This window comes from Cognataquiflexum aquatile (genome assembly GCF_003316845.1).
GTDB lineage: Bacteria > Bacteroidota > Bacteroidia > Cytophagales > Cyclobacteriaceae > Cognataquiflexum > Cognataquiflexum aquatile.
This window is the reverse complement of sequence record NZ_QMIK01000002.1, coordinates 528,902-545,814: the sequence shown is the minus strand read 5'-3', so window position 1 is coordinate 545,814 and position 16,913 is coordinate 528,902. Positions and strand designations below refer to the sequence as shown.

Below are 16,913 nucleotides of genomic sequence, written 5' to 3'. Positions count from 1 at the left end.
GGAGAAGTTAATTTCACTTTTTATCCAAGTTCCAACAACCGACCTATTCGGTATAATGTCAAGAATCATGAAAGCTTTGCCTTGTCACTTCGACGAAGGAGAAGTCTTGAAAAACAAAAACCTCATCCTTCAAAAAGATATCTCCCTCTGGTCGATATGACAAGGAGAAGTTAATTTCACTTTTTATCCAAGTTCCAACAACCGACCTATTCGGTATAATGTCAAGAATCATGAAAGCTTTGCCTTGTCACTTCGACGAAGGAGAAGTCTTGAAAAACAAAAACCTCATCCTTCAAAAAGATATCTCCTTCTGGTCGGTATGACAGGGAGAAGTTAATTTCATCTCTAACCACTTCCGGTTCCGATACTTTGTACTTGGTAAATGGTACTTCGTACTTTCCTACCTCTCGTCTCTTACCTTTTACTACTTCGTACTTGGTTCATCGTACTTCGTACTTCCCTTTCACCCATCCAACCAATCCTTAAATTCCCCTACTTTCTCCCTGCTGATCAGGATGTCGTTGTCGCTACAATTTGCCAATTTGATTTTGAGGCGGCTGTTGGAGTAGGTGTGGATTTCGGCGATGGCCGAAAAGGAAGCGATATATTTTCTGTTCAATCTGAAAAACTTCCTTGGGTCCAACATGGCTTCCAACTGGTCAAGCGTATAATCCAAAATATATTTTCTCCCCTCCACAGTCTGCAGGAAAGTAACTTTTTCTTCACTGTAAAAAATGGAAACATCTTCCGTCTGCACGCTTTGGATCTTTTCTCCAAACTTCACTAAAAACCTGCTTTTATAATGACTTGCATTTGGGGAAAGCAATTCCCTGATCTGCTGAAGTTCAATGCCCGGCCTGACTTGTTGGGATTGGAATTTTTGGATGGCTTGTGCCAATTCCTTTGGATCAATGGGTTTGAGGAGGTAATCGACCGAGTTCAACTTGAATGCCTTGATTGCAAACTGGTCAAAGGCTGTGGTAAAAATAATCGGTGAACTGACTTTTACCCTTTCAAAAATCTCAAAACTCTGCCCGTCGGCCAATTGGATATCACAGAAAATGAGGTCCGGGAACACATTTGTTTCCAGCCATTTCACAGCTGAAGTGATGCTGTCCAGGTGTCCAAAAATCTCCGCAGTCGGAAGCAAATCCAACACCAATTGCCTCAACCTGTTGGCAGCAGGCCGCTCATCTTCTATGATCAGGATTTTCATGATTTTTCCAGTTTGAGGAGTGGCAGCTCGACGATAAATTCTGTTCCGGTCTTGGTTATTTTGGGGCTTTTATCACTAAGCAGTGCATAGCGCTTTTCGATATTTTCCAGACCTATTCCGCTATCGGCGACTTCTTTGGTAAGTTTGGGTTGGAGGTTATTCCGGACGATCAGAGAATCCGGAGTTTGTTGGATAAAGATTTTCAAAGGCTTCTCCATACTCGCGATGTTGTGCTTGATGGCATTCTCCAAAAGTAGCTGCAGCGAAAGTGGAGGAATGTTCCAACCTTTCATTTGGTTGACATCGATGAAATATTCCAAGCTTTGTTCAAAGCGGATTTTCTGTAGACTCAGGTAGTTTTCCGCAAAAACCACTTCCTTTTCCAAGCCTACAAGTTCCCTGTTTTGGACATCGAGCACATACCGGTAAATCTTTGAAAGCTGTTGGATAAATTCCGCAGACTTGTCGGCACTTTCATAGACAAGGTTGGAAAGTACATTCAGGGAATTGAAAAGGAAATGGGGATTGAGTTGGTCTTTGAGGGATTGGTATTGGCTGGCAAATTTTTCTGATTTGAGCTGTTCGGCTTCGATGGCCGCAGATCTCCATTCGTACAGCCAAGACCTGGAAATAAAAATGGTAATGATCATCAAGGCAACCGAAATCGGCATCAGGGTATTTTCCAAGATTCGTGTGTATTGGACATTCATCAAATTGACCCCGTCCACCGTGACCATTACATACCCCAATACTAAAATAAAGCTGACGATAAAAGAATAAACCATGTAAGCTGCAGCCGTCAGGACAAGTCTTTTCACAGGTTTTTCGATCCAGGATATCCGAGAGTCAAAATACTCCTCCACCTTAAATCCCCCCATACTCAGAGAAGCCGACATCAGAAATGAAAAAACCCAGTCTGGGATAATCGATGAAATCCCCTCCAGAGACAAAAAACAGGTGGGGCAGGAAATCAGCATCAACATCGTGGAAATCCCAAAATTCAATAGGAAAAACCGCTTGGCGGAATTGAAGATGGTAGCTGAACTATAGAAACTTTTGCTCATTGGTTTTTCCTTGAAGGAGGTTTATTTTGAGAAATCCCTATTTGAATCTAAATGTATCATTGCTTTTTTGCTTTGGAAGCCAATATCCCCCAACCGCCGGAGCCGAGCAGGAAGCCCAATCCATAGAGAAAACCGTCATTGTTCACCGCAAACATGGCGACATCCTTGTCAATCAGACTGATCACCAGACTGATCGGAGCAATGAACCCATGCCACAATCCCCAAAAAAACCCATGAGTCTCCCCGGTCAGACATTCGTCAATAGGCACATTCTCGGCACAAGAAGATGTAAGAATCAGGAGCAAAACGGCAATCAGAAAATTGCCGGACTTAACATTCCAAAGGCTCTTTTTCATAGTCAATTAATTTAGGACACATTCAATTGGGTAGGTCAGAAACAATCCCTTTTGTCTAATTTCTCGATATTGATGCCATCATTTTCATCCACTTGGGTTTGTTGATGCCAAACAAAATCCCACCGAACAACATCACTCCACCGGTGGCCAATCCAACCATATTGTATAGGGGAGTCTCGGGAATTCTCGTCATCATCTCACTGACAAATGCCCCATAGAGACCGATCACAGACCAATACATAAAGGAGAAATGAAGATAAGCCCAATTTTTGAAATGTTTTCGCAAGAAAATCGGAATCATCCCCAAAGCCAAAGTGACAGAACTGATTACTGCGAAATAATGAAAAATCCCCCATTTGCCAAATAAGTTGTAGAGCATAAAGGCAGTCACCAACAGGACAACCATACTTGCCACATAGAAATACCCCATACGGATATGCCTTTTGCTTCCTTTGGTCATCAGCAATACCGCCGAACCAAGTATCAAAGCCAAAACAGAGGCTATAAAATGGATTAAACCGATTTCACTACTGAATAGACTGGACATAGATTTTTTGAATTAGTTTTATAGATGTCAGCTTGTTTGCAAACAACCCTAAAGTTGACAATAGACGGGACAGAAGACCGAAGACCCCCGCCTGTCGTCGGGCAGGGATGTACCGTACATTTCAGTCTTATGGCAAGAATTATTTTGAATCACCATTCTAATGGCATCATTTCCTCAAGACATTTTAATTTGATATACTAAAGTTTTTCAATCTTTAAGGTTTATTCGGAACCCAACACTTGCCACAAATCCATTAGAATAAAATGGACTTCCTGCGATTTTGTCGGCTCTGGCACGGGAGGTCATCACTCCTAATTCTAGGAAGTAGTTGAACCTCGGAGTTGGGAAAAACTCAAAGCCAAAAGTTCCGTAGGTACTCATCCTAAAGGATTCTGAGGAAAATCTGTCTGAAGGAAATATGCCAACCAAGCCTCCTTCACCATACAGGCGGATGTCTTGGCCAACTTTTCCTCCATATCCCACAAAACCCAAGGAGACATTTTGGTAACCGCTCCAAACGTATTCGCCATCCAACAGGTGCTCAAAATAGACCTGATTGGCTTTGAGCCGGAAAGCGGCATTTCCATTCAAAATTTCAGGACTGGTCATATTCAATCCAAAGGCAAAATCATCTTGAAACTGATTAAGCTGGAAACCAATTCCAAGACCTGAATTGGGCATTTTTTGCTCCTGCGCAAAAACCGAAGAGCCAAAATACATCAACATCATTAGGGAAAATAGCGTGGTTTTCATGGAAGTATTTATTTTGATTATAAAATGGAATTGTCAAAACCTTCCTGAAATGACTCAGGAAGGTGGATTTAATTATTTACAGGTTCTTTCTTTCATTTCTTCCGCCATGCCTTTTCCCCAAGACGGATTGAGGTTTCCTTCATTGGCTTCAGCGGCTTCTTTGGCAAATAGTCCCAAACTCGCCTCTACCAAGCCACAGGCTTTTTCGGGTCCCTGACCAAAAAACTGCGCCATTCCATATTCCATCTGTGCCATCAGGATGATTGCCCGGGGGTTTTGCCTGTTGAGCTCGATTGCTTTGCCAAAAGTCTGCATTGCCAATCCGGAAAGACTTTGTCCTCTGGAATTTGGATCGGCGGCAAGTTCTCCCATTGTAATGAATCCCTGCACGGCTACGATTTCAGAATTGTTGGGCGAAAGCGCATTTGCTTTTTCGATGTGTTTTTTGGCTTGGGCAAGGTATCCGTCTTTTTCTTCCAAGCCTCCCTGTGCCCTCATTCCCATATTGGCAAACGCTACAGCAGCATAATAGTCAGGAAGCCATTCTCCGGCATTCATTTCTGCGATTCTCGCAAAAGCATTGGCGGATTTTTGAAGTTCTGAAACAGGCCCTGCCTTCCCCAAAGCCTGAATTTCTTTCATCATGGCTTTTTCGTAGGCTTCATTGGTAGCGTTGGCAAAAGTGGCAACGAACATCATCAATGCGATAATCAGTGTGTGCTTTTTCATGGTTTCTAGTTTTATAAGTTGTTTAAATTGTTTGCTGTTTTGTCTTTGGAGAGTGTCAGGAATATGCCGAGAAATATGAATCTTGGCGCAGTCTGTCTGATGGGCAGGCTCTCGTATTTGCCTGATTCATTTGGCTTTGGGCTAAATTGGTAACCGAAAATATTGTCCCTTCCCAATACATTGGAGCAGGCAAAATGGATAATCAAATTCGGTTTTGGCAGGTAACTCCAGCTCAGACTCAGATCCCGGAATCCTTTGGTTTTGGCATTCATCTGTCCTGCAAAATTCGGATCGGTATAAGTATAGCCGTCATTGATCGCAAATGAACCTCCGAGTTGGGATTTCAATCCCGATACAAAATGCTTGATCACAATCGAAGCATTATGCCTTGGCGCAAAACCTGGCTGCACCATTTCGGTAAATTGTGCAAACTTTCTCCTGCTGTCCACAAAGCTGTAAGTTACCCAGAAATCCGTGTTTTTGACTGTCTTTTGATCCCGATAAAAGACATCGAAACCCTGTGCATAGCCCGAACCGTTTTGCTGGATGTTTCGGTAGAAATATTGGGTTCCTTCATAAGTAAGAATCTTTTTGTAATCCTTGTAAAATGCCTCGGCGCGGATGGTCCTCCCGTTTTTGGTCAGGAAATAATTCAAGATCAAATGGTTCGCAATGGTATTTTGAACTTCAGGCTTTGCGATCCTTAGTTCCTCGACAGGCATTTGGCTGAATTGCCCGGCAGCCAAGGAAAGTTGGCCTTCATTTTCGAATTTGTAGGCCAAAGAAAACCTTGGATCCAACCAAGTCTGATCTGCCAAAGTGCTGTGGCCAGCCCTGAGACCGCCTCGGAAGATCAGTTTGTTGCTGACATAATAATCTGCCTCGGTAAAAATATTGGCCTGGAGGTCATCGAAATCCCTGACCAGATTTTCTGATTTCAATCCTTCCTCATAGCTGAATAGGTAGGATTCTAAACCTGTCTTTAGCGAAAATTTATCTGAGAAACCTTTCAATGCCACCGCTTTTGCATGTACTACCTGGTTTTGGTTTCTGATGGCTATCTGGTCCAATGTAAATTCATCCACGTTATTGGAATAGGAAATGCCTCCATAATAACTCCAGTCATTTTCCCCGATTTGTTTGAAAGATCCGGAGGTGAAAGTATAATGGTTTTTGAGGTCAACCAATTGGCCGCGACCTTCTGAACCGGGGATTTTCTGCCAGATTTTCATTCCTCCCGATTCGGTGTGGGCATAGGCCTTGACCATGCCGCTATTGCCCCACTTTTGTCTGAGAGAGACTTCAGCGTCAAAACCGTAAGGAGCTCTTTCCCAATCAAAATTCTGGGTGACCATGGCCTGATAGGGCGACAAGTCCATGTAATTGGCGGTAGCTGTGAGGCTGTTTTTCTCCCCAACCAAAGTCTGTGAATAACCCAAACCCACTGACATGACGCTGATGTCTCCTTGGTTTCTCATCGGCATATCTACCGTATTGAGTGCCAAAGCCGACGAAAGTGCATGTCCGTATTCTGCCGAATAGCCTCCAGTGCTGAAGAAAGAGCCTTTGAAAAGATTGGGATTGAAGCGTGTTCGTGTGGGAACATTGGAAGCCGTGGTACCAAAAGCATTTCCGACTTTCATCCCGTCTATAAAAATCGAAGTCTCTGATGCATCGCCGCCACGGACAAAAAGGCGGCCGTCATTTCCCACATTGGCTGTGCCGGGCAAAGTCTGAAAAGCGCCGATGATGTCGCCCATAGCCGAAGGCACAGTCACAATATCAATCGGTCTCAAGACTACCGCTTTTTTCTCATCCGAAGCTTCCATTGCGCCGGCGGTGATGGTCACGGCAGTCATTTCATTGATGGTTTCCTTCAGGATGGGATTGAAGGTCTGGGCTGACCCGTTCAGGTCGATTTCAAATTCTTGGGATTTGAAACCCATGGCTTGAAAAACCAAAATGAACTTTCCTGTTTCGTCAGTTGCCAATTCGTAGCTTCCATCGACCTCCGAGGACGTACCTTCATAAGTGCCTTTTAGAAAAATATTCACACCGGGAATAGTCTCTCCCTTATTGTCTTTGACAATCCCCTTGATCGTGGTTTGGGCCAAGGTCAGGTTGACGAGAAAAAACAAACAGATAGTGAAAAGTGCCTTCATTGCTTTGATATTTGATCCAAAAGTGTGGAGAAAGGCAAAGCCAAAAAATTAAAGCTGACTGAAGTGTAGGATTAGGTGGATGAAGTGTGGGAAATGGGGGATTGTTAATTCGTTCATGGTTCATAGTCCATGGTCCATAGCCGCTGCTTATGGACTATTGACCATGGTCTATAGACTTATTTTTCAATCATAAAACAAGGAAGGGAGAAAAAGAGAAACCCCCGGCACAAAGGTCACGAGCATTAAGACAATCAAGCTCACCAAGAGAAACGGCAATCCTGCCTTTGCAATCTTTTCCATGGGAATCTTGCCGATACTGGAAGCCACAAAAAGGCAGACCCCCACAGGAGGGGTAGTAAGACCAATAACCAAATTCATCACCATAATCATGGCAAACTGCGTCGGATCTACCCCTACATGAACTGCCACACCCAGCAAGACCGGAAAAAGAATCAGCAAAGAGGCAATGGTCTCCATAAATGCCCCAACAATCAGAAGCAACAAGTTGATGAGCAATAAGAGCAAAATCTTGTTTTCGGTGATGTTCAAAAGGCTTTGGGCGATCATTTGGGGAATCTCCTCTACAGTCATGATCCAGGCAAAGAGATTGGCAAAACCAACCAAAACCATCAAGGAAGCAGTCATCTTGGCGGATTCTAGGATAATCTTAGGAATCATCCTGAATTTGAGTTCCCCATAGACAAAAATCCCGATCGCCATGGCATAAACCACGGAAACAATGGAGGCTTCTGTTGGTGTAAACACTCCCCCAATAATTCCAAAAAGAATTAAAAGCGTCATCAAAATGGCCCAAAATGCCTGATAGAAACTCTTGGCCATTTCCAAAAATGAAACTCTGGGGTTTTTGGGATATTTTCTTTTGACCGAAATAATGTAGGTGACCAACATCAATCCCAAGGCCAACAATAAACCCGGGATAATGCCTGCAATAAATAGCTTCCCGACTGATAATCCGGTCAATGTTCCCGCAATAATCATGGGTAAGCTCGGAGGAATAATCGGCGCAATAGTGGAGGAGGTTGCCGTAACAGCACAAGAAAAGTCGGCATCATATCCTTCTTTTACCATGGCAGGAATCATCACCGACCCAATGCTAGCCGTATCTGCAATCGCAGTACCTGATATTCCGCCAAATACCATCGATGCACCAACGTTGGCCAAGCCCAAACCTCCACGGATGTGTCCGAAAAGTGCATTGCACAATTGAATGATCCTGTGTGTGATACCGCTGGCATTCATCAGGTTGCCTGCCAAAACAAATCCGGGAATGGAGAGCAACACAAAAACATCAAGCCCTGCATACATTTTTTGGGGGATGACTATAAAGGGTAAATCTGAAAAAAGGATATATACAAATGAAGCCAAACCCAATGCAAACGCAACGGGAAATCCCACAACCAACAGCAACAGAAATACGACAAAGAGTAGAATGGTCATTGGTTTCGAAAGATTTTCTTGATGTTTTTCTGAAGTTCGATAATTGAATAAATTGCCACAAACGCGGACATGCACGTCATGGAAAAATACATAAAGGCCATATTGATTTTCAAAGAAGCAGAATCTTGAAGGCTCACTATGTCCATTAATGGAATGCTAAAAACCAACATGCACAGCATCAAAAGAATGATACATAGCAGAATGAAAGTATCCATCCAAATACGTGCTTTGACATCTAACCAGTCTAGAAACAAGGAGACATTGATATATGACCTGTCTTTGACCGCAAGTCCTGCACCCAAGCTAACCATGTAGATAAAACAGAATCTTGCCATTTCTTCAGTCCAATGGGGAGACCATGGAAGGGCAATCCTCGCAATTACCTGAAGCATGACAGTCACAATCATCAACATAAAGCTGATCGTGACGGCCCATTCCAATATTTTATCCATGGTAGTTTGTGAGATTTGAGACATGAGATACTAGATTTGAGACATGAGATTTGAGATTTGAGATTTGAGATAGGTGTGGCATTCTTGAAAATAGGTGCTTACCCTTTAAACTTTCCTATTTCATCTTACTTCCTGGATTCTTTTATAAAGCTTTTTTTGTTCTTCCGTAAAGCTCGCCATGACCGCTTCGCTGGCAAGTTTTTCAAATGCTGCTTTGTCTACTTCGATAAATTCCATTCCTTTTTCTTTCAAAAACCGGTAATCCAATTCTTCTTGTTCTAGGTACAGTTCATGTTCATAGGCCTGCATGACATTGGCTGATTCCAATATGATTTGCTGTAAATCAGACGGCATGCTTTCAAACTTCTTGTTGCCCATGACCACGTAAGCCCATCCTTTGACATGTTCGGTCAAGTTGCAATATTTCTGCACTTCATAAAGTCCCGCATTCCGGATCAAAGCCAAAGGATTCTCCTGCCCATGGATTGTGGATTGTTGGAGAGAAGTGAAAACTTCGGAAAAAGCCATTGGTGTTGGTTTGGCTCCCAAAGCACTCCAAGTAGCGACGTAAAGAGAAACATTTGGAACCCGTATAATCAGTCCTTTGAGGTCATCTGGATGTCGGATTGGTGTGTTGGTGGTCAGGTTTCTCGCTCCCCTTTCAAACCATGCAATGGGCTTTAGACCAGCAACTTCGGTAATATGGGCCTCTATTTCTTTACCAATGGGTCCACCGGCTACTTTTTGAAGGTGTTCAGAATCCCTGATTGCATAAGGGGTGGCACATAATATGGCATAAGGAAGGCTCCAGTTTTCCAGTGATTCTGCTGTGACCATGATGTCCATACTCCCTCCCAAAATCCCTGTGATCATGTCCATTTCCTTTCCAAGCTGTTCGTTGGGATAGACTTTGACTTCCACCCTTCCGTCCGAGCGTACAAAAACTTCCTCAGCAAATTTCAATGCTGCTTTGTGCCAGATATTGTTTTCATTGGCGAGGTGGCCAAACCGAAGGGTGTATTCAGGTTTGGATTTTGACTCAGTCTGCCTACATGCCGACAAGGCTGAGAAAACCAGGAAATAAAAGACAAGGTTTTTGATCATTTTGGGTTTTGGATGCCAAGCCTGAGGGAAAATGGTATGAGTCAATAATTTATTGAAAAAAATCTGCTTTTTAAATAAATGGTAGACTATTCGCTCTCTTGTTGAAACATATTTGATTTAAACCAATTATGGATGTTTGCAAGGATGCCAGTATATGAGATATTTATTCTGATTCTGGATTCGGACTTAGAAGCTAAGTACATCCCTGCCCGACGACAGGCGGAGGTCTTCCGTCCCGTTGCAGAATATTAAGAAATACTGGCAAAGAAGTGGATAACCATAAAACCAATACCCAAAAAATTTAATCCAATCTCGGCAGACTCAACTTATACTTGACCGCAATCATTCTGATACTGATAATCACCGAAATGGATACCAGCAGGTTGATATCTCTGTGAAGACCCAAATAATTCAAAACCAAATAAAGAATAGCACCCGCAAGGCATGCTGAAGCATAGATTTCCTTGCGGAAAAGAATGGGTATTTCATTGGTCAGGGTATCGCGGATGACGCCGCCCATCACAGCAGAAAACATCCCCATGATGGCGGCAATTTCGGGTCTGACACCAAGACTTAGGGATTTTTCAACGCCAAGAACAGTGAAAAAACCAATCCCGAGCGTATCAAACAGGAACATTGTCTTCTTCATTTTCAACATGATTTTTGGGAAAACAAAAGCAGTGAAAACCCCTGCAAAAATCGCATAAAGAAAATAGACATCTCCTATCCAAACCAAAGGATAAGCCCCCAACAACACATCACGGAGCGTACCTCCTCCGATAGCAGTGATGAATCCTGTAAATCCCGCTCCAAAGATATCATGCTCTCGGTCCCTGACCGCCAAAGCGCCGGAAATGGCAAAAACAAAAGTACCGATCAGTTCTAAAGGATATTGGAGATCCATTTGAGTTGGGAATATTTATCAAAGAAAACCTATTTCAGGTCCATGTAAAAGTGAATGCTGGATTTTTGATTTTATATGGTAAATTCCTAACTTAATCAAACAAGAAAACCCCAATAACTTATGAGAGAAAGACTGAATGTATCGATACAATCTGCGAGTTTGATTTTGGTGGCAGCCGGACTTGCTTGGGTAGTTTGGTCCAATGACACAACCATGTCGGAGATGTTGACTTACCTGATTTTCCTTCTGATTTTGATTGAAGGCTTGAGTCTCTTTTTGATCGGGAAGGTATATCCTGAAAGCCACACTACTTTCAAAACAGGAATTTTAGCCTCCCTTGTGATACTTTTTGGAATCAAAATTATGGCCCCGGACCTGTTCATTCCCTTGACCATAGCAGTTTTTGCGATGAACTTTATGTATAACTTTTACACCAACGGAAAAAGAAGACAAGGTACTTTCAAAAGAAAAACCGGAAGCAAATTAAAAACAAGGTAGGCCGACTATCGGCATAAATTTTGAAAGGGATAAGTAAAAAGAACTTGAAATGCTGAAAAGATACCTTTTACTCCTTTTGTTGCTTGCTCCAATCTCACTTTTTGCCCAGGCCAAACTGGATAAACTTGTCACCGAAAGGACAGACATGCACGCGGCATGGAAAGCCTCTGAATCTAAAAAAACCGGGATTTTTGGCAACCGGACCAAGAAAGACATGATCGAAACCAATGATTGGATGGAGCGCATCATCCAAAAGGACAATCAGATCATGGAAGAACTGAAGATGCTCAGCGAGATCGAAAAAACCGAAATCACCTACGAAAAGAATGACTACAAATTCATTTCGCAAAAGCAGGAACGGGAAATAGCCTTGCTCAAAAGGCAATTAGCAGAAAAAGAGGGGATTGCAATCGAAGAAAAATCAGAAAGCAGGACTTATGAATGGCTGACTTTCATCTTCTTTCTCAGTACCGCGGTTTTGTCTTTCCTTTTTTGGAAAAGGTCATAAGCATAGTCTTACTTTAACCTCGCAATCGGGGTTCTGCCACCTTTGGTTTTTTCATCAAGACTTACCAAAACTTCAGCATCTAGGGGAAGATAGACATCCACTCTCGAACCGAACTTGATAAATCCAAATTCACCCCCTTGGGCAAGAGGTGTTCCCTCTTTTACATACCACTTGATCCGACGGGCCAAAGCACCGGCAATCTGACGGACAAGGATTTTAACACCGGATTTGTGGGAGATAACCATCGTAGTACGCTCGTTTTCGGTGCTAGATTTGGGATGCCAGGCGACCAGATATTTTCCCGGGTGGTATTTGAAAAATTCCACAATACCGGCAACAGGAGACCTATTGACATGGACATTAAGTGGGGACATAAAAATGGAAACCTGCTTTCTTCTGTCGTTCAGGTATTCAGTTTCGGTGGTTTCTTCGATCACCACCACTTTTCCATCTGCAGGTGCAAATACAAGTTTTTCTTCGTTTGGAAGCTGTAAATAAGGATTGCGGAAAAACTGCAGGATCAATAGATAAAAAACAACACTTACCAATAACACCACATTGAGGGTGGTTTCCTGCTCGGGAATCCACCTGTTCAATCCAAAATTAATTGCTACCAAGATGAGCAATAGCCAAAATAACAATGTTCTACCTTCTCTGTGAATACTCATTTTCTATAAAATTGAAAGGGCGTGAAAGTTGACCTTCACGCCCCAAATATAGTAAAAACTTTTTTTTGGCCTTAAAATCCTCCCCTATATGTATAGGTTTTGGCAACTTTGTCTATTGCTACGATGTATGCTGCGATTCTCATTGGGACTTGGTACTTGATTGAAGCCTCATATACGTTGTCAAAAGCATCTTTCATGATCCTGTCAGACCTTCTGTTGACCCTCTCGGCAGTCCATTTGTATCCAAGTCTGTTTTGAACCCATTCAAAATAAGAGACAGTCACTCCTCCTGCATTTGCCAAAATATCCGGCACTGCCATGATGCCCTTGTCATTGAGTATGGCATCAGCTTTGGCAGAAGTTGGACCATTGGCTCCTTCTACGATCAATTTGGCTTTGATCCTATCCGCATTTGCGATAGTGATGACATCTTCTACGGCAGCAGGAACAAGGACATCTACCTCCAGTTCAAGCAAGTCCATGGCATCTGCCAGTTTTTCAGCACCTGTAAAATTCTCAAGTGTCCCTTTGTTGCTGTCTCTATAAGCAATTGCCTCTTGGATATTGATGCCATTGGCATTGAAATAAGCTCCCGAAATATCTGAGATGGCCAAAACCCGCAAGCCTCTTTCCTCCAAAAGCAAAGCTGCCCATGAGCCCACGTTTCCAAAACCCTGAACTGCGCAGGTAGCTTGGAAAGGATTGATTTTGAGTTTTTGCATGGCGGCCAACGCAGTCACCATGACACCACGACCGGTGGCTTCGGTTCTTCCCAACGACCCACCCAATACCAACGGCTTTCCGGTAACGACAGCATTGACAGTCATCCCGTGTGCTTTGGAGTATTCATCCATCAACCAAGCCATTTCTCTTGGACCGGTTCCCATATCCGGCGCAGGAATATCCTTATCCGGTCCGAATACGTCGATCATCGCCAAGGTATAGGCCCTCACTAATCTTTCTATTTCACCGGCAGACATTTCCCTTGGATTACACCTCACTCCACCTTTTCCTCCTCCATAAGGAATGTCAACCACGGCGCATTTCCATGTCATCCATGCTGCAAGTGCCCTTACTTCATCCAGGTGTACGTCAGGAGCAAACCTTATCCCACCTTTTGCAGGTCCCAGGATATTGGAATGAATCACACGTATCCCTTCAAAAACCTTAATTTTACCATTGTCCATGGTAATCGGAAGAGAGACGATAACTTGTTTGGCGGGATTTTTTAGCACGTTGTAGATCTCTTCTGAGAGACCTAGTTTTTCTGCAGCAATGTGAAATCTTTCCATCATGGACTCCAGTGGATTTTCTTTATCCAAGATCGGAGCCGGTTCAATGTAAGCCATATTGGGTTTATTTAGTTGACTGTTAATTTTGGTACAATATTAAGGAGATTTTTAATATGCTATGGGCAATTTTAGAAGATTTTCAAAAAAGCAGCTATAAATGGAGCGGATAATAGCAATCCGTCAAAACGGTCCATAAACCCTCCGTGTCCGGGAAGGGATTTTCCAGAGTCTTTGATCTCAATACTCCTCTTGAAAAGTGACTCTATCAGGTCTCCGTATGTTCCCGCAATGATGATGATGGTTGCTATCCCGAGCCATTGCCATTCCTCGATGGATTTAAAATTTTTTCCTAGAAAATAGGCAACCAAGAAGGCCGATGCAGCACCTCCCAAGAAACCTTCCCAGGATTTTTTAGGAGATACCCTTTCAAAAAGTTTGGTCTTGCCAAATTTTGTACCGGCAAAATAAGCTCCCGAATCCGAAGCCCAAAGGATAAACAAGGATCCGATGATAACTTCATAGTGAAAAGAACCATCTACTGAAAATGCGGCTACATTGAGCAGGGAAAAAGGCACAGCCACGTAAAACAAACCCAGAAATGTGTAGGCAATTCCCGTAAAAGGTTTCTTGTCTGATTTCCTATAAAGTTTGATAAAGAAAACCAGAGAGGCCAGGGGAAAGATCAGGAAATAATATTTTTCATTCAGGTGCTCCATCCCGATAAAGAACGAAAGTGTAAAAATACTCAAGCCCAAAAACGTCCCGAAACTTTTTAAGGGCAACATGCCGTCAAGTCCCGAGAGCTTGTAGAATTCCATTTGGGAAAATGCGAGTATCAATCCAAAAATCAGAAAATAAAGCCAAGGGCTGATGATGGAGCCGGCTACAATGATACCGGCGCCGATGATGCCTGTGATTACCCTTTGGCCAAGATTACTGTAATTATTTATGTTAAATCTGTCTCTGACTCTAAAAGGAGATCTCATTCTTGACAATATTTAGTGCTTTCGAAAACTCAATCTGGGGTACCATCACCTCATACTGCCCATGTATCCGGTAGACAGATTCTATTTTATTCATCACGACTGCAGGGATTCCGTTTTCCTCCAAGACTGATTTGACAATCTCAGCCCTTACAGGCGAGCCATCGGAAAATACTTTCTGCCAGTTATCCATCTGATCCTATTATTTGAGATTTCTCTTTAAACAGCCTTAATCCTACTACCAAAATCACCAGGCCTAGAAGGGCGATGGGTACAGATACCTGCTCTGTTTCCTCAATATTGAATTCCAGTTTGCCCAATTTATTCAAATAAACCAACACCACCGTGAAAGTATTATTAAGAATATGGCCGATAATGGGATAGACGAGACTTCCTGAATAGAGGTAAAGGTAACCGAATATGGCTCCAAGTACCATCCTTGGGAAAAATCCATAAAATTGAAAATGGATGGCTGAAAATATAAATGCAGACAACCAAATCGCCACGTGCGCATTTCCGGTGAATAACTGCAACTTGGGTTGCAGAACTCCTCTGAACAAAAATTCCTCCCCGATTCCTGCCAAAACCCCGATGACCAGGATTCCCATCAAAAACTCCCCTACATTTTCAAAATCGGTCAAATACTTTGTCAAAGCCATCAGTTCATCCTCTTTGGACCTCATCATCTGTTCCAATTCGCTGAGAAATTCCGGCAATATGATTTTGGCATTCCAATCAATCAAAATACTGTTGAACAAAACCGACCCTGTCATAATTACCAATGTCAGCGCAAATCCCATGAACTTAAACCTTGACATTTGTTGTTGCCAACCAAAATCAGCTTTATCTATCACCTTGGAAATCAGGAGTGCCGCAACATAAAAGCCCAGTCCGCCACCAAGTCCCTGGACAAAAAGGAAAGCCATCCGGCCGTTTGGGTGTTCGGATTCTGCAGTAAATAAGGCTGTCAGCTCTTCGAGGGGGATGCCAAAAAGGAAGGGAAGAAGTAAAAGTCCGAGGCCTTGCAAAAGAATCAATACGCCAAAAGTGACTAAAACCATCACCACAATAGACAAAAGCCAATTACTTTTGGTGGTGATGGGTACTTGGGTTTTATATATATCCATAATTGCGGTAAATTTACACGAAAATTAGAATTAGGAAGTGGTTAAAATCGGAAACTTAGAATTAGGGGAGTTCCCTTTATTGCTTGCTCCCATGGAAGATGTCAGTGATCCTCCATTTAGAGCGGTTTGTAAAGATAACGGAGCGGATTTGATGTATACAGAATTCATCAGCTCTGAGGGCTTGATCAGGGATGCAGCCAAAAGCATCCAAAAACTTGACATTTTTGAATATGAGCGTCCGGTGGGCATCCAGATATTTGGAGCAGAAATAGAATCCATGAGGGAAGCCGCTGCCATTGCAGAAGCTGCCGGTCCGGATATATTGGACATAAACTATGGCTGTCCTGTACATAAAGTAGCCTGCAAAGGTGCCGGTGCAGGGATTTTACTCGATATAGATAAAATGGTCTCCATGACCGCAGAGATTGTCAAGAGGGTGAAAATTCCTGTTACAGTCAAAACCCGATTGGGATGGTCACATGATACCATACGTATCGTAGAGGTTGCAGAAAGACTACAGGATGTGGGAATCCAAGCCATTAGCATCCATGCCCGTACCCGTCAGCAGATGTACAAAGGCGAAGCAGATTGGTCATACCTGAACCTGGTCAAAGACAATCCAAGGTTACACATCCCCGTTTTTGGAAATGGCGATATCGACACGCCTGAAAAGGCCAGAGAATACAAAGACAAATACAATGTCGACGGCATGATGATCGGCAGGGCATCCATCGGGTATCCCTGGATCTTCAATGAAATCAAACATTTCCTCGAAACCGGAGAAAAACTTGCCGGACCAGACCTTGAACAAAGAATCAATGTCACCAAAAAACACCTTGACTTTTCTGTCAAATGGAAAGGTGAAAAGCAGGGAATCCTTGAAATGAGAAGGCATTACACGAATTACTTCCGTGGCATGCCCAATTTCAAACCATACAGAAGCCAGATGGTGACAGCAGAAACCTATGAAGAAGTAGCTGCTCTTTTGGAAGAAGTAGGTGAGGTTTTTGCCGACTATCAATTTTGAATTCGGATTTTGTAAAAAATTCCTGATTTTCCCGTCAAGATCACTCCTTTCTTCCCTGTACAAAA

At 43.0% G+C, this 16,913-nt stretch carries 19 protein-coding genes; 3 read left to right on the top strand and 16 right to left on the bottom strand.

The window, feature by feature from the left end:
* Positions 1-463: 463 nt before the first annotated feature.
* From DQW11_RS08885 to DQW11_RS08835, 11 genes are all read right to left on the bottom strand, one after another.
* On the bottom strand, positions 464-1,216 hold the full coding sequence (locus DQW11_RS08885) for a LytR/AlgR family response regulator transcription factor (protein ID WP_113923689.1): 753 nt from the start codon (positions 1,214-1,216) through the stop codon (positions 464-466).
* Positions 1,213-2,280, bottom strand: a complete 1,068-nt coding sequence (locus DQW11_RS08880) for a sensor histidine kinase (protein ID WP_113923688.1) — start codon at positions 2,278-2,280, stop codon at positions 1,213-1,215. Before DQW11_RS08880 ends, DQW11_RS08885 begins: the two co-directional genes overlap by 4 nt.
* A 56-nt stretch (positions 2,281-2,336) precedes the next feature.
* Positions 2,337-2,636 carry a hypothetical protein gene (locus tag DQW11_RS08875; protein WP_113923687.1) on the bottom strand — a complete coding sequence of 100 codons (300 nt, stop codon included), beginning with the start codon at positions 2,634-2,636 and terminating at the stop codon, positions 2,337-2,339.
* Between the two features lie 55 nt (positions 2,637-2,691).
* Entirely contained in the window at positions 2,692-3,183 is a 492-nt protein-coding gene (locus DQW11_RS08870; RefSeq protein WP_113923686.1) for a DUF2306 domain-containing protein, read from the bottom strand.
* Positions 3,184-3,390: 207 nt separating this feature from the next.
* Entirely contained in the window at positions 3,391-3,936 is a 546-nt protein-coding gene (locus DQW11_RS08865; RefSeq protein ID WP_113923685.1) for a hypothetical protein, read from the bottom strand.
* 72 nt (positions 3,937-4,008) lie between these two features.
* Entirely contained in the window at positions 4,009-4,665 is a 657-nt protein-coding gene (locus tag DQW11_RS08860) for a hypothetical protein (protein ID WP_113923684.1), read from the bottom strand.
* Between the two features lie 11 nt (positions 4,666-4,676).
* On the bottom strand, positions 4,677-6,827 hold the full coding sequence (locus tag DQW11_RS08855) for a TonB-dependent receptor (RefSeq protein WP_113923683.1): 2,151 nt from the start codon (positions 6,825-6,827) through the stop codon (positions 4,677-4,679).
* A gap of 183 nt (positions 6,828-7,010) precedes the next feature.
* Complete coding sequence (locus DQW11_RS08850) at positions 7,011-8,285, bottom strand: TRAP transporter large permease (protein ID WP_113923682.1); 1,275 nt, start codon at positions 8,283-8,285, stop codon at positions 7,011-7,013.
* Positions 8,282-8,761: a TRAP transporter small permease gene (locus tag DQW11_RS08845; RefSeq protein WP_113923681.1), complete on the bottom strand. Its 480-nt coding sequence runs from the start codon at positions 8,759-8,761 to the stop codon at positions 8,282-8,284. The genes DQW11_RS08850 and DQW11_RS08845 overlap by 4 nt, the downstream gene beginning before the upstream one ends.
* 96 nt (positions 8,762-8,857) lie before the next feature.
* On the bottom strand, positions 8,858-9,841 hold the full coding sequence (locus DQW11_RS08840) for a TRAP transporter substrate-binding protein (protein WP_113923680.1): 984 nt from the start codon (positions 9,839-9,841) through the stop codon (positions 8,858-8,860).
* Between the two features lie 301 nt (positions 9,842-10,142).
* Positions 10,143-10,745, bottom strand: coding sequence for a trimeric intracellular cation channel family protein (locus DQW11_RS08835; protein WP_113923679.1), 603 nt, complete (start codon positions 10,743-10,745; stop codon positions 10,143-10,145).
* 120 nt (positions 10,746-10,865) lie between these two features.
* On the opposite strand from DQW11_RS08835, the gene DQW11_RS08830 reads away from it, so the two are divergent.
* Entirely contained in the window at positions 10,866-11,243 is a 378-nt protein-coding gene (locus DQW11_RS08830) for a hypothetical protein (protein ID WP_113923678.1), read from the top strand.
* 49 nt (positions 11,244-11,292) lie between these two features.
* A complete protein-coding gene (locus tag DQW11_RS08825; protein ID WP_113923677.1) occupies positions 11,293-11,751 on the top strand; it encodes a Clp protease ClpB in 459 nt (152 codons plus the stop codon).
* 8 nt (positions 11,752-11,759) lie between these two features.
* Here DQW11_RS08825 and DQW11_RS08820 read toward each other — a convergent pair whose 3' ends face one another.
* The 5 genes from DQW11_RS08820 to DQW11_RS08800 all read right to left on the bottom strand — a co-directional run bounded on the left by DQW11_RS08820 (position 11,760) and on the right by DQW11_RS08800 (position 15,821).
* On the bottom strand, positions 11,760-12,419 hold the full coding sequence (locus tag DQW11_RS08820) for a phosphatidylserine decarboxylase family protein (RefSeq protein ID WP_113923676.1): 660 nt from the start codon (positions 12,417-12,419) through the stop codon (positions 11,760-11,762).
* A 71-nt stretch (positions 12,420-12,490) separates the two neighbouring features.
* Complete coding sequence (locus tag DQW11_RS08815) at positions 12,491-13,768, bottom strand: Glu/Leu/Phe/Val family dehydrogenase (RefSeq protein WP_113923675.1); 1,278 nt, start codon at positions 13,766-13,768, stop codon at positions 12,491-12,493.
* Between the two features lie 71 nt (positions 13,769-13,839).
* Complete coding sequence (locus DQW11_RS08810; RefSeq protein WP_113923674.1) at positions 13,840-14,697, bottom strand: phosphatidate cytidylyltransferase; 858 nt, start codon at positions 14,695-14,697, stop codon at positions 13,840-13,842.
* Positions 14,681-14,887 carry a putative signal transducing protein gene (locus tag DQW11_RS08805; RefSeq protein WP_113923673.1) on the bottom strand — a complete coding sequence of 69 codons (207 nt, stop codon included), beginning with the start codon at positions 14,885-14,887 and terminating at the stop codon, positions 14,681-14,683. The genes DQW11_RS08810 and DQW11_RS08805 overlap by 17 nt, the downstream gene beginning before the upstream one ends.
* Positions 14,880-15,821, bottom strand: coding sequence for a CPBP family intramembrane glutamic endopeptidase (locus tag DQW11_RS08800; protein WP_113923672.1), 942 nt, complete (start codon positions 15,819-15,821; stop codon positions 14,880-14,882). Before DQW11_RS08800 ends, DQW11_RS08805 begins: the two co-directional genes overlap by 8 nt.
* 37 nt (positions 15,822-15,858) lie before the next feature.
* Between DQW11_RS08800 and dusB the strand changes: the two genes are divergently transcribed.
* Positions 15,859-16,848, top strand: a complete 990-nt coding sequence (gene dusB, locus DQW11_RS08795; protein WP_113923671.1) for a tRNA dihydrouridine synthase DusB — start codon at positions 15,859-15,861, stop codon at positions 16,846-16,848.
* The last annotated feature ends 65 nt before the right edge of the window (positions 16,849-16,913 follow it).